General features: G+C 59.2%; 13 protein-coding genes and 1 tRNA gene. 5 read left to right on the top strand and 9 right to left on the bottom strand.

All coding sequences use genetic code 11. The annotated features are described in order from the left end of the window. Positions 1 to 442: 442 nt before the first annotated feature. The 6 genes from cls to CQ007_RS17650 all read right to left on the bottom strand — a co-directional run bounded on the left by cls (position 443) and on the right by CQ007_RS17650 (position 4038). Entirely contained in the window at positions 443 to 1882 is a 1440-nt protein-coding gene (gene cls, locus CQ007_RS17675; RefSeq protein WP_105647158.1) for a cardiolipin synthase, read from the bottom strand. A gap of 21 nt (positions 1883 to 1903) precedes the next feature. Next, positions 1904 to 2239, bottom strand: a complete 336-nt coding sequence (locus CQ007_RS17670; protein WP_105647157.1) for a TusE/DsrC/DsvC family sulfur relay protein — start codon at positions 2237 to 2239, stop codon at positions 1904 to 1906. Then, complete coding sequence (tusB, locus tag CQ007_RS17665) at positions 2236 to 2535, bottom strand: sulfurtransferase complex subunit TusB (protein WP_256582329.1); 300 nt, start codon at positions 2533 to 2535, stop codon at positions 2236 to 2238. The genes CQ007_RS17670 and tusB overlap by 4 nt, the downstream gene beginning before the upstream one ends. Positions 2536 to 2556: 21 nt before the next feature. Continuing rightward, positions 2557 to 2910, bottom strand: a complete 354-nt coding sequence (gene tusC / locus CQ007_RS17660) for a sulfurtransferase complex subunit TusC (RefSeq protein WP_105647155.1) — start codon at positions 2908 to 2910, stop codon at positions 2557 to 2559. 1 nt (position 2911) lies between these two features. Beyond that, positions 2912 to 3301 carry a sulfurtransferase complex subunit TusD gene (gene tusD / locus CQ007_RS17655; protein ID WP_105647154.1) on the bottom strand — a complete coding sequence of 130 codons (390 nt, stop codon included), beginning with the start codon at positions 3299 to 3301 and terminating at the stop codon, positions 2912 to 2914. Between the two features lie 71 nt (positions 3302 to 3372). Beyond that, entirely contained in the window at positions 3373 to 4038 is a 666-nt protein-coding gene (locus CQ007_RS17650; protein WP_105647153.1) for a Bax inhibitor-1/YccA family protein, read from the bottom strand. 165 nt (positions 4039 to 4203) lie between these two features. On the opposite strand from CQ007_RS17650, the gene CQ007_RS17645 reads away from it, so the two are divergent. From CQ007_RS17645 to CQ007_RS17625, 5 genes are all read left to right on the top strand, one after another. Then, positions 4204 to 4293 (top strand) — tRNA-Ser (locus CQ007_RS17645). Positions 4294 to 4503: 210 nt separating this feature from the next. Further along, the gene (locus tag CQ007_RS17640) at positions 4504 to 4704 is read left to right on the top strand and encodes a hypothetical protein (RefSeq protein WP_105647152.1); all 201 of its coding nucleotides are present in this window, start codon (positions 4504 to 4506) and stop codon (positions 4702 to 4704) included. 149 nt (positions 4705 to 4853) lie between these two features. Further along, on the top strand, positions 4854 to 6719 hold the full coding sequence (locus CQ007_RS17635; protein WP_105647151.1) for a bifunctional UDP-sugar hydrolase/5'-nucleotidase: 1866 nt from the start codon (positions 4854 to 4856) through the stop codon (positions 6717 to 6719). 159 nt (positions 6720 to 6878) lie between these two features. After that, positions 6879 to 7145, top strand: coding sequence for a DUF4212 domain-containing protein (locus CQ007_RS17630; RefSeq protein ID WP_105647150.1), 267 nt, complete (start codon positions 6879 to 6881; stop codon positions 7143 to 7145). Positions 7146 to 7163: 18 nt separating this feature from the next. Then, positions 7164 to 8933: a sodium:solute symporter family protein gene (locus CQ007_RS17625; protein WP_105647149.1), complete on the top strand. Its 1770-nt coding sequence runs from the start codon at positions 7164 to 7166 to the stop codon at positions 8931 to 8933. Between the two features lie 72 nt (positions 8934 to 9005). Here CQ007_RS17625 and CQ007_RS17620 read toward each other — a convergent pair whose 3' ends face one another. The 3 genes from CQ007_RS17620 to CQ007_RS17610 all read right to left on the bottom strand — a co-directional run bounded on the left by CQ007_RS17620 (position 9006) and on the right by CQ007_RS17610 (position 13052). Further along, positions 9006 to 10241 (bottom strand): OmpP1/FadL family transporter, encoded by a 1236-nt coding sequence (locus CQ007_RS17620; protein ID WP_177424394.1) that lies wholly within the window; start codon positions 10239 to 10241, stop codon positions 9006 to 9008. A gap of 181 nt (positions 10242 to 10422) precedes the next feature. Then, positions 10423 to 11121, bottom strand: a complete 699-nt coding sequence (locus tag CQ007_RS17615; protein WP_105647147.1) for a PolC-type DNA polymerase III — start codon at positions 11119 to 11121, stop codon at positions 10423 to 10425. Further along, positions 11118 to 13052, bottom strand: coding sequence for a DUF294 nucleotidyltransferase-like domain-containing protein (locus tag CQ007_RS17610; protein ID WP_105647146.1), 1935 nt, complete (start codon positions 13050 to 13052; stop codon positions 11118 to 11120). Before CQ007_RS17610 ends, CQ007_RS17615 begins: the two co-directional genes overlap by 4 nt. Positions 13053 to 13124: the final 72 nt, after the last annotated feature.

Below are 13124 nucleotides of genomic sequence, written 5' to 3'. Positions count from 1 at the left end.
CCGAACTCAGCAGTGAAACGATGCATCGCCGATGGTAGTGTGGGGCTTCCCCATGTGAGAGTAGGTCATCGTCAAGCGCTAAACGCAGAACCCCGATCAGAATACTGATCGGGGTTTTGTCTTTTCTGGGCTCCCAATGTGTCCTGCCAGCACCGCCGTCGTCGAGCAGGTCACAGGCGCTCGACAACCCGGGAGCGGTAAGCGGGGTGTAGCGCGCCTGCGCTACGCCTGGCGCGGCAGTACATCCCTGTGTCGATCCCGAATTCGGACTTGGCGCACTACACTCCACGATGGGAGTACGCCTGTGGTGAGCCTGAGTAAGGAGTGGAACTCGATAACGCGCTCAAGATATCAAGCATGGCACAGGTGCGCCACACCCCGCGCTGGAGAGGCCCAGCTGAGGAACTACTAGAGAGTGCTGGTCGTGACGGTGAGCGCCGGCTTAGAGCAGTGGGCTCATGAAGAACATCAACCGCTCCAGCACCCGGGCAGGCTTGCTGCGCTGGGCCCAGCGCTCTGGCTGGAGAAGCTCACTACCGGCTTCGTAGCTGCGTAGCAGTTCGCCAATAGCAGTGCAGCTTTCAGGGGTGAACAGCGCCACGGTGAGCTCGAAATTGAGCTGGAAGCTGCGGATATCCAGGTTGACACTGCCCACCAGGGCCAGTTGATCATCCATCAACATGGCCTTGGTATGCAGCAGGCCGCCATCAAACAGCAGAATCTGTACCCCGGACTCCTGCAGCAGATCGAAATAGGAGCGGCTGGCCCAGCCGACCATCAGCGAATCGTTCTTGCGTGGTAGCAGCAGCTTGACCTGAACCCCGCGATTGGCGGCCTGACACAGGGCTTCCAGCACCGATTCCGATGGTACGAAGTAGGGCGTACTGATGGTGATGCTCTTATTCGCGCGGTAGATGCTGGCTAGCACCGTCTGGTTGATGAGGTCACCCAGGCCTGGGCCGGAAGGGATGATCGACAGCCAATGGCGCGGCAGGCCGGAGGGCTCGATGACGCTGGGAAAACAGCGTTCACCCGTTTCCACTTCCCAGTCCCAGGCGAACACCTTCGCCAGCCCTGCGGCAGCTTCACCTTCCAGGCGGAGCATCATATCGACCCATTGGCCAACCTGGGCTTCGACCTTGAAGTAGGCGGGATCCGCCATGTTCATCGACCCGGTATAGGCTATCTGGTCGTCGATCACCAATAGCTTGCGATGCAACCGCAGGTCGATGCGTTGTGCGAGTGCCCGAAACAATCGCACGGGCAGGGCGGCAACAACCTGGATGCCTTCCTCACGCATGGATTTGCACCAGGCTGAACGGAAAAAGCGGCGGCTGCCAGCATGGTCGATCAGTAGCTTGACGGTAACCCCGCGCTGCCTGGCTGCGATCAGCTCGGCGGTAAGCTGGTCCACCAGCCCACCGGGGTGCCATATGTAGGTTTCCAGCACCACGCTCTGCCTGGCGTTGCGGATATCCTCGATCAACCGTTCGAATATCTGCTGGGGTGCGTTGAGCACCTCCAGTTCACCGTAGTTCAGCGCGCCGATGCCTACCTGAGTGGTCATCAGCCGGTTGATCGCCAGGCTCAGGTCGCCACCGGGAAGTGGACAGCTGTTGTCCTGGAACTTGGTGGTCAGGTTGGTCAGATAGGGTTCGACCATTTCGCCTGATCGTGCGGCACGCTTGCGCCCCAGATTCAGTTCGCCGATGAGCAGATACAGGGCCGCGCCGACAATGGGGAGGATGTAGATGATCAGCAACCAGGCCAGTGTCACGCTGACCGGGCGGCGCAGAGCGATGATGCGGATGGTGACCGAGGCGGTCAGCAGCCAGTAAAACCCCGCGAAAGTCCAGCCGAGAATGCTGTGCACGTAGTCCATGGCAACCTGTGAGTCATGTTATTAGAGGCAGTTGTCAGGTTTGGGCAGCCCGGCCAGCTTGCTGGCAAGTTTGGCCGGGCTGCCTGGAAACAGTGAAAGGAGGTACAGGCTGCTGCCCTTGTCCTTGCCGAGTTGCTGACCGATATATTTCACCAGGGGGCGCATGGCCGGCGACAACTGGTATTGGGCGTGGAACTGGCGCAGGGCATGGATTACCTCGAAGTGCGCCTCATTCAAGCTCAGCCCTTCCTGCTCGGCCAGGGCGATGGCGACGGCATCGGACCAGTCGGCCAGGTCGAGCAGAAAACCGTCATCATCCAGTTCGATATCCCGGCCGTCCACCTTCAGCGTATTCACCAGCTCACCACCTTGGCATGTTCTGCGCAGAGCGCCACCATCATGGCGTAGTTGACCACCCTGATACGCGAAGACAGGTCATCCAGGGCCAGGCCACGTGCCTGCAGATCGGCTTCCATGGCATACAGGTTCACGCTGGCCGGAAGGTACTCCAAGGCGTTGCGCGTGCTGGTGCCAGGCAGCAGGCCATACACGGCATCCTCGATCAGCAGCAGGCTCTGGTTGGCATTGACAGCGCGCAGGCAACTGGCGAAGCGCGATTCGGAGTGGGGGGAGTGACGCAGGATATGCAGCATGGTGGTCATCCGTCCTGTAGTTCAGAGCGTAACGATCTGATCATAGTGTTCGAGCAAGGTGGCGATCTCCGCATTATTGACCACTTGGGCATCCAGCATGCATTGATTCGCCTGCAGGCCCCGTTCGCCAAGGGAATGCTGGCACACCAGGACATCCTCGACCCCGAACAGGGGTAGAGCCTGGAGGTTGGCGGCCAGGGACTTCTGCTTGATCTGGGCGGCATCCTGACCTTTCATCAACTGGAATACGCCATCGTCCATGAACAGAATGCCGCAGGGCACACCAAAGGCCGCGGCAGCGAGCGCGACATCCAGCGCTTCTCGCGCTGGTTGGCGTGCTGGTGGGTGGCGGCTGATGATCAACAGGCTTTTCATGTCAGGTCCCAAAGGTGACGGCGCGGTCAGCGCTCTGCAGGGCATCGACCCATTGGCCGAGGCCGGACAACGCCCAGGGGGCAGAGATATTGGCTACCGGCCGACTCCAGCGCCTGGCCTCTGCCTCGTCGAGAACCCCGCGGCGCAGCGCAGCAGCGATGCACACCACTGCATCAAGCTGATGCTCGGCGATGAACTGACGCCATTCGGCGGCGATGTCGCTTTCATCCTGGGGTTGTACGCCCAGTTGTGAGGCCAGATGCACTGCATCACGATAGAAGAACAGGCGGCTGATCTGGTGGCCGGAAGACAGCACGGCGCGGGCGAACTCAAGCGCACTTCGGGCCGCTGGGTCTTGCGGTCCGGCTAACAGGGCGATGGCAAAATTCATGGATTTGACCAGTAAAAACAGGGGAGGCCCGCCATGTGACGAGCCTCCGGAGTATAACCAATACCGCTGAGTCAGTCGTTGCTGAAAACACCGAGCAGTTGCAGCAGGCTCAGGAACAGATTGTAGATCGACACGAACAGGGTGATGGTGGCCATGATGTAGTTGTCTTCGCCGCCATGGATGATGGCACTGGTCTGATACAGAATGACCGCTGAGGAAAACAATACAAAGCCTGCGGAAATGGCCAGGTGCAGACCGCTCATCTGAACGAAGAAGCTGGCTACCACCGCGCATAGCAGAACGACGAAGCCGGCCATGATGAAGCCGGACAGGAAGCTGAAGTCCTTGCGGGTCAGAATCGCATAGGCGGATAGGCCGAAGAACACCATGGCGGTCATGCCCAGAGCCATGCTGACCAGCTGGCCGCCATTATTCAATGAGAGGTAGTAATTCAGCAACGGGCCTAGGGTATAGCCCATGAAGCCGGTCAGGGCGAAAGCCAGTACCAGGCCCCAGCCCGAGTTGCGGGTCTTGTGGATACCGAACAGCAGCCCATAAAAGCCCACCAGCGTGACGATCAGGCCGGGACGAGGCAGGTTCAGACTCATCGACACGAATGCGACCAGGGCACTGAATGCCAGGGTCATGGCCAGCAGAGAGTAGGTGTTGCGAAACAACTTGCTGACTTCGGCTTCGCTCACACCGGCATGTTGCAGCGTATTATGGCGTTCTTGCATTTGCATGGTTCATGGCTCCAGTGGTTGCAATACGGACGATCCTTTCTGATTCCAGATCATACCTGCTAACCCTTGGTGATCAAAACCGGCAATTGGAAAAAACGTTACCTGATGCGTCATTAATCCATTGACTGCGCAGGAGTTTCCGGTAGTATTGCCCGCCGTGGAGGGATGGCAGAGCGGTTGAATGCACCGGTCTTGAAAACCGGCGAAGGTGAAAGCCTTCCCAGGGTTCGAATCCCTGTCCCTCCGCCACTTCCTATTCTCAAAGCCCCGTATTTCGGGGCTTTGTTGTTTCTGGGGGCAACCCAGGTGCCATCACGGTTTCCTTGTCCGATGTAAGCGCCGAGCCGGCAGTCAACCGGCCAGCTTGGCGCAGAGGGTAATATCCAGCGGACTGCAAGCGGCACTAAATCCAGTCGTTCCTGTCAAAATTCGGGCAACTTACTTATAAGGAATCTTTGTATGCGACTGACGTACTTGCTGGTGCCCGCCTTTGCCTTGATGCTTGCCGGCTGCGGTCCGGATGAGGGCGACCGTATCGATGAGGGCGACGCCATGCCACCTTCGGCAGAACCACAGAACAACATGCCGCAGCCGGGTATCCCGGCCGATACCAACGAAACCACGCCAGCACCCGGATCCGGCATGGATCTGGACCAGTAACCGGTTGGTCCGGGGTGTGATGACCGTCTCGGACAGTACAGGATATTGAGGCGTCACTGATCCTTAATCGGATGTTTTTTCACCGTCATCGAGACGTCATGCGGGGCTCCTAGTGTTAAGTGCCTATCACTTATCAGGGAAGCCCCGTTATGCGTCATACCCAGTGGACCGTTCTTACCCTGCTGGCGACCTGTGTGTCGCTGGCTGCCTGCAATAGCGGCAGTGACGATGATGATGAGCAGGTCGGTACCGACCCATTGGTGCTGAATATCGCCCACATCAACGATCATCATTCCAATCTTGAGCCGTTTGCGGGCACGGTAATGGAGTTCAATGGCCAGCAGACGATGGTCGAGCTGGGCGGCTTTCCGCGTATTACCCGTCTGTTTGCCGAGGCCGAGGCGCAGACGCCGAACCTGCTGAAGCTGCATGCCGGTGATGCCATCACCGGTACCCTGTACTACACCTTCTACCAGGGAGAGGCTGATGCGGATCTGATGAACACGGTCTGCTTCGATGCCTTCGCGCTGGGCAATCATGAGTTTGACGGTGGGGACGAGGGATTGGTGACGTTCCTCGATTATCTCAACAGTGGTGCCTGTGATACTCCTGTGCTGGCGGCCAACGTCAAGCCTGAGATTGGCACTCCATTGGCACCGTCTGCGCAGGATGACTACATCAAGCCCTATGTGATCAAGGAAGTCGACGGGGTCCGGGTGGGCATCGTCGGTATCGACATCACCGGTAAAACGCAGAACTCCTCACGCCCGCTGCCAACGACGGTGTTCGAGAACGAGGTCACTGCAGCGCAGAATGCCATCGATGAACTGCAGGCCGACAATGTCGAGCACATCGTATTGCTGACGCATCAGGGCTACGAGAATGACAAGGCGATGGCTGCGCAACTGAGCGGTGTAGATGTGATCATCGGCGGTGACTCCCATACCCTGCTGGGGGACTTCCAGAGTGTCGGCTTTTCCTCCGCGGGGCCTTATCCGACCGTAACCAGCAACAGGGATGGTGACACCGTCTGTATCGGTCAGGCCTGGGAGTACTCGAAGGTCTTCGGCAGGATGACCGTCAATTTCGAGGCTGATGGTTCTGTTGCCAGTTGCGAGGGGCAGGCTTCACTGGTGATTGGCGACAGCTTCTCGCGTACCGTCGATGGCACCGAGGTCGTGCTGAGCGGCACGGAGACCACGGAGCTGCTGGCGCAGCTGGATACCATGCCGGAGATTGTGGTCGTCCAGCCGGACCCACAGGCACAGGCAATACTGGAACAGTACAAGGGCCAGATCGACGACAAGAAAGCCGAGCAGATCGGTACCGCGCTGGACTCATTCTGCCTGGTGCGGGTGCCGGGGGAGGCTACCAACCGTAGCGCGGGCACACCTGGCTGCGAGGATGCCAACCAGTTGGCCAGGGGCAGTGACGCGGCTCAATTGGTTGCCGAGGCCTTTCTGGATGCCAGTCTGCGTGCCGACTTTGCGCTGCAGAATGCCGGCGGGGTAAGGGTGCCAATGCCGGCAGGGGAGATTACCTTCAATACTGCCGCTATCATGCTGCCATTCACCAACGTACTGGTGGAGCTGGATATCACCGGAGCCGAGGTGGCAGCGGCGTTGGAGGACGCCGTTGCCAATCATCTTGACGACATTGGCTCCGATGGCTCCCAACCCTATGCGGCAGGGCTGCGCTGGGATCTGGATATGTCCCAGGCCAGAGGTAACCGCTTCAGCAATGTGCAGGTGCGAAGCGAAGAGGGCAGTTGGACTGCGATCGACCCGGCGCAGACCTATGTGATGGTGACCAACGACTTCATTGCCGAGGGTCGCGATGGCTACGACACCCTTGGCCTGGTGACGGCCGATGGGCGCAATGTCAACACCTTCCTGCTGTATACCCAGAGTCTGGTGGACTACTTCAGCAAAATGGGAACGGTGGGTCTGCCGCTGCGCAGCGACTACTCCCACCAGCAGGTTATCGACCCTGATGGGAATCTGCTGCGCGACTGACAGTAGTGACAGAGACAGTTGAGGAAAAGGCGCCGTTCGGCGCCTTTTTTGTATTTTTATACCAAAGTCGTAGTCTCGTTCTGGCAAATCACCTGCTAGTTTTTTATCTGCAACACATAGGCAACATTTGCAACATAAGAACAACAATAGGAGATGCACATGTCTTTATCCAAAGAAGACGCAGCCCGAGCCTACTGGAAAGAGAACCTGCGGTTGATGCTGATCTTGCTGACCATCTGGTTCGTCGTGTCCTTCGGTGCCGGCATTCTGTTTGTCGATCTGCTCAACCATATCCAGTTCTTCGGTTTTCCCCTTGGTTTCTGGTTTGCCCAGCAGGGCTCCATCTACGGTTTTCTGCTGCTCATCCTGGTTTACGTGCTGAGGATGAACACGCTTGATCGCAAGTATGACCTCCACGAAGAATAACCATCAGGAGTCTTGCATATGGAAACCACAACGCTGATTTACCTGGTGGTTGGCGCCACGTTTGCTTTGTACATCGGTATCGCCATCTGGACCCGGGCTGGCAGTACCAGTGAATACTATGTCGCCAGCAAGGGGGTGCATCCGGTCGCCAATGGCATGGCTACCGGTGCCGACTGGATGTCGGCGGCATCCTTCATCTCCATGGCTGGCATCATCTCGTTCACTGGCTACGATGGCAGTGTATACCTGATGGGCTGGACCGGAGGCTATGTGCTGCTGGCAATGTGCCTGGCGCCCTATCTGCGCAAGTTCGGTCGCTATACGGTGCCTGAATTCGTCGGTACGCGGTACTACTCACAAACGGCACGGGTAGTGGCGGTGATCTGTGTGATCTTCATTTCCTTCACCTATGTGGCAGGGCAGATGCGTGGTGTCGGCATCGTGTTCTCCCGCTATCTGGAAATCGATATCAACATGGGCGTGATCATCGGTATGGCGATCGTGTTCTTCTACTCCGTTCTGGGCGGCATGAAGGGCATCACCTATACCCAGGTGGCGCAGTATTGCGTGATGATCTTTGCCTACATGGTGCCAGCCATCTACATCTCCATCCTGATCACCGGCAATCCCATTCCCCAACTGGGTTTCGGCAGCACGGTCAGCGGTACGGATACGTCGGTCCTGGATCGACTCAATGGCTTGGGAGCGGAGCTGGGCTTCACTGCCTACACCGATGGTACCAAGTCCACCATTGATGTGTTCGCCATCACCCTGGCGCTGATGGTCGGTACCGCTGGGCTGCCGCATGTCATCGTTCGTTTCTTTACTACGCCGACAGTGAGAGATGCAAGAAAATCAGCAGGTTATGCGTTATTGTTCATTGCAATCCTCTATACCACCGCGCCGGCTGTGGCTGCCTTTGCCCGGACGAACTTGCTTACCAGCATTCCCGGTGTGAGCTATGAGCAGGCGCCACAGTGGCTCAAGACCTGGGAGAATGCAGGTCTTATCGCCTGGCAGGACAAGAATGGCGACGGCATCATCCAGTACGGTGCTGGTGCGCCCTTTGCCGGTGCGCCGCAGTTCACCAATGAGCGTGGCGAGCACAATGAGCGCCTGGTAAGCAATGCCCCGACGGCGGACGAGACCGAGCTGTATGTCGACCGCGATATCATCGTCTTGGCCAACCCCGAGATCGCCAACCTGCCGGGCTGGGTTGTCGCCCTGATCGCTGCTGGCGGCCTGGCTGCAGCGTTGTCTACCGCGGCAGGGTTGCTGTTGGTGATCTCGACCTCGATATCCCATGACTTGCTGAAAAGCAACTTCAAGAAGGATATCAGTGAGAAGGGCGAGCTGTTGGCAGCGAGGATTGCCGCCGGGGTGGCGGTGATTGTCGCCGGCCTGTTCGGCATCTATCCACCGGCCTTCGTGGCACAGGTGGTGGCCTTTGCCTTTGGCCTGGCGGCGGCCTCCTTCTTCCCGGTGATCGTGATGGGTATTTTCTCCAAGAAGATGAACAAGGAGGGCGCTATCGCGGGTATGGCCGTTGGTCTGATCTTTACCTTCAGCTATATCGTGTTCTTCAAGTTCATCAGCCCCGAGTTCGATAATGCCGAACATTGGTGGTTCGGTATATCTCCGGAGGGCATTGGTAGTCTGGGGATGATCCTGAACTTCGTGGTCTCGGTTGCCGTGGCCTCGGTGACCAAGGCGCCGCCGGAGGATATCCAGCACTTGATCGAGGATATTCGCGTGCCTCGTGGGGCGGGAGGGGCCATTGCACACTGAACACTGAAACAGACAGTATGGAAACAGAACGCCCCGGTCAGGCCGGGGCGTTCTGTTTTGCGGTTCTGCTGATCAGAAACGGTGAGTCAACTGTACACCAGCGCCATGGGCGCTGTTGCGGTAGTCGGCGGAGTACTGGGTACCGGTTGAATGATTGACCTGGCTCACACTTCCCTTGCTCTCGCGCAGATAGGCATAGGCGAAGTCCATGGTCCAATCCCGGTTGATGTTCCAGCCGGCACCCAGAGACACGATCTTGCGATTGCTGACCGGGATGCGCACGGTGCGGTCGGCGTTGCTGGTGGGCGACTCGTCGAGGGTGAAACCGCCACGCAGTACCCATGTCGGGTTTACCTGGTAGGCCATGCCAATGGCGTAGGACCAGGTGTCCTCCCAGTTCAGCTCTTCCCTGGGGTCGAGCGGGCCATTGTTGACCGCATGGATCTCCTTGAGCCGACTCCAGCGGGTCCAGGTTGCACCACCGTACAGGGTCCACTTGTCGTTGGCCTTGTAGGTGACGGAGGTATCCGCCGATTCCGGTGAAGTGAAGTCCAGTGTTGCGCTGTAGCTACCATCGACCGGCATCTGCGCAGGGAAGCCTGTGGCACGCACCCGGCCGTCCAGCTCGTAGTCGACTTTCGAGTGATAGGTCAGGCCCCAGGCCAGGCGGTCGGTGACATCGACCAACACGCCCAGGTTGAAGCCGTAGCCGATGTCATCGCCCTTGATGTTGACTTCCGCAGGAGAGCCCATGCTCGCGAGGGGATTACTGGTCAGCTTGCCATCGATCTTGTTGATGGTGGGGCCGAAGCCGATGGCGACGCGATCATTGATCTTGTAGCTCAGGGTCGGTTGCAGGGTCATTACCTGCACCTTGCTGTACAGGCCGAGGTCACGACCCTGAAAGTTGCTCTCGTAATCGCTGATCACACCGAAGGGGACGTAGAAGCCCACGCCGACATGCCATTTATCGTTCAGCGGGCGTACGTAATAGCCGAAGGGCACCGCTGCCTCGGGAGCAATGTCACCCTTGTTCGTCCCGACAACAGGTGAGCTGGCATTGCTGATATCGGTATTGGCCTTGATTGCAGCCAGGCCCCCACTGACCTCCGCGCGCTCCAGGCGCGACATGCCAGCCGGGTTGCCGAATACGGTACTGGCATCCTGGGCAGACGAAGAGCGGCCGGCAAAGCCGGTACCCATGCTGCTGACGCTTTGTTCGTTGATGGCCAAACCGTTCGCCATCAGTTGGCACGAGGCGCTGGCGACTGCTACTGCAAGGGTGGTCTTGAACCAGGCGTGTTTGATCATCAAGCTGCTCCTGTTGATTTGTTAGGGCGCGCAAACTAGCAGGAATATCCCGATGGCGCCATGATATCGGTTGGAAATTGGGTGTAATTTACGTTAAAAAACGTAATCGTCGGCGAAAGACTGATCAGTCATTTTGTGGCTGTGTTTCCCGCCGGGCATGAGGAGGCAGCCGCTGCCGTTACAACCGACCCGAGCGGGTATGCTGCAATCGTCGCCACAAGGACAGGCGATTGTTCAGCTCCGCCAGAGTATTAGTGCCCTGTTTGGCCAGGCGGTTCAGCAAAATCAGCAGTATCTCCGCCGTGGCCTGGGCATCTGCGGCCGCGTTGTGGCGCTCGCTGTTGGCCAGATGAAAGTAATGCTGCCAGTCATCCAGGGAGGAGCAGCGTTCGGCTGCCTCGGGAAACAGCATGGGAGCCATTTCCGCCACATCCAGAAAACGGTGCTGCAAGCGGTAGTGCAGATCTCTGCGCAGACCGCGGGCCAGCATGCGTTGATCGAAACCGGCATGGAAGGCGAGCAACACACTGCGGCCGGCAAAAGTCATGAAATCGGACAGTGCCGCATCGGCGGCACGCCCTGACTGGATATGACTGGGGGCGATTTCATGCAGCAGTGTGGATTGATTGGCGCGGTGCTCGGGTTGGTACAGCGTGCATTCGAATTGATCTGCCATGTTCAGTACGCCGGCGTCGATGGCGACGGCGCCAATGGACAGGATGTCATCGCGCTGGGTATCCAGGCCGCTGGTCTCCAGGTCCAGCACCACCAGACGCGCGCGGCCGAGCGGCGTGCTATCAAGCGGTTGTGGCTCAGGCAGGTTGGCCCGCTGGGCCAGGCGAAGGGCGGGGCGACCGAACAGGCTGCGCAGTTTCACAGCTGGTATCTCAGGGCAAGGCTGGACTGCAGGCGCTGGGCCTGACGGAAGGACTCCCGGAGTATGCGCTGATCCAGATGGTTCAGGGTGTCAGGGTCGACCCGATTGCTGAATGGGCGCTGCTTGCGCTCCTGGTACTGGTGTTGCTGCATGCGCAGCAACTGGATGTATTGGTAGGCCTCCTCGTAAGCGTCGGCGTCCAGCGCGTTGATCACGCCGCGCTGCTTGAGCTGCTGCAGCCGCCTGACGGTGCTGGTGTCGCTGATGCCATTGGCCAGGGCCAGAATGCGAGCACCATCGACAAAGGGCGTGAGCCCCTGGATCTTAAGGTCCAGAGTATGTTTCTCCTGGCCGCTGCCCGAGACCACGAAGGTGCGGAAGAAACCGAGTGGTGGCCGGTTGGCCAGTGCATTCCGCGCCAGCAGGTGCTGGAAGGTAGGGTTGTCGGCGACCATCTTCAGCACGGACTGGAACAGCTCCTCAGCCCCATCGGGCTCGCCCCAGACTACCCGGAAATCAAAGAAGATCGAGGAGGCCAGCAGGTTCTCCGGCGTGGCAGTACGGATACACTGGGCAAAGCGCTTGTGCCATTCCCGGCGCGAAAGGCACAGCTCGGGATTGCCGGCCATGATATCACCCTTGCACAGGGTGAAGCCGCACTCGGCCAGCGCCTGATTGATCCGCCGCGCCAGCGGCAACAGCTGCTGACGGAGCTGCTGCGCCTGCTCATCGGTGTCCGCCTCGAACAGGATGCCGTTGTCCTGGTCGGTCTTCAGCGTCTGTTCGCGGCGGGCTTCGCTGCCGAAGCATAGCCAGGTGAAGGCAATGCCCGGATCGCCATGCTCGCGCAGGCACAGCTCGATCACCCGACAGGTAGTGTGGTCGTTGAGCAGGGTAATGATGTGAGTCACCTGGGCGGCAGAGGCGCCATGGGCCAGCATGTTGTCCACCAGGCGGTGGATGTCCACTCGCAGCGAGACGAGGGCCGCTATGTCCACGGCCTGGCTGATAGTGCGCGCCAGGTGCACCAGATCCACTCGTTGCAGGGAGAACAGGTCGCGCTCCGAGACCACGCCGGCCAACTGCCGGCCGTTCATCACGCAGATATGCCCGATATGCTCGCGGGTCATGCTGATGGCCGCGTCAAAGGCGCTGGCCGACGAGGGCAGGCGACGGGGGGAGGGCGTCATTACCGCGGACATGGCCTGCTGCAGGTCGGTTTCGCCTTCGGCCACGATCCGCCGCAGGTCGCGCAGGGTGAAAATGCCCTGCGGGGTGGACTGGGCATCGGTGATGATGATGCTGCCGACGCTGGCCTCGTGCATGAGCCTCACTGCGGTGCCGATAGGTGTGTCCGGTGAACAGGTGATGGGCTGGCGGAGGGCGATCTTGGCCAGCGGAGTATCCAGCGAGTACTGGGCGCCCACCATTTCGGCGGCCTGGCGCTGCACCTGCTGGTTGACCTGTTCCAGCAGGCTGCTGACACCGCGCAGAGCGAAATCGCGGAATTCCGGGGACATGCTGACCAGCTTCCGGAAATCATCGCGGTGCAGCAGCAGGCAGAAGCTGTCCTCGCCAGCGATATGTTCGGTGCGCGTGGCCCGATCGCCGACCAGGGCCGCCAACGGAAAGCATTCACCGACGCTGATTTCGAAGGTGGTGTCGGGGGTCGCTTGGCCGGTGAGCAGGCGTTCGCCGCGCACGCGCCCCTGCTTGACGATATGAAAATGCTGCACGGTCCCATCCTGCGGCCGGATGATGCTGTCGCCCTGGGCGTAGAAGCGCAGCTGGCACTGCTCCACCATCCACGCCAGGTGGTTGGTTTCCATCTGGTTGAACGGTGGGTGGCCGAGCAGAAAGCTCAGGGTGCCGTGAATATTCTGCTTCACCGCCGTTTTGCCGATCTGATCGAAGGAGTCGTCTCTGCTCATGGGCGCCTCGTGAAAAGGACAGTTCAGCGCAGTTGTCACTGTCTGCCAATCCGACGTAAGTGTAGTGCTGTC

The sequence above is a fragment of the Pseudomonas sp. MYb185 genome (genome assembly GCF_002979975.1).
Taxonomy (GTDB): Bacteria; Pseudomonadota; Gammaproteobacteria; order Pseudomonadales; family Pseudomonadaceae; genus Halopseudomonas.
Note: the sequence above shows the minus strand (reverse complement) of the source record. Positions and strands in the feature narration are given on the sequence as shown.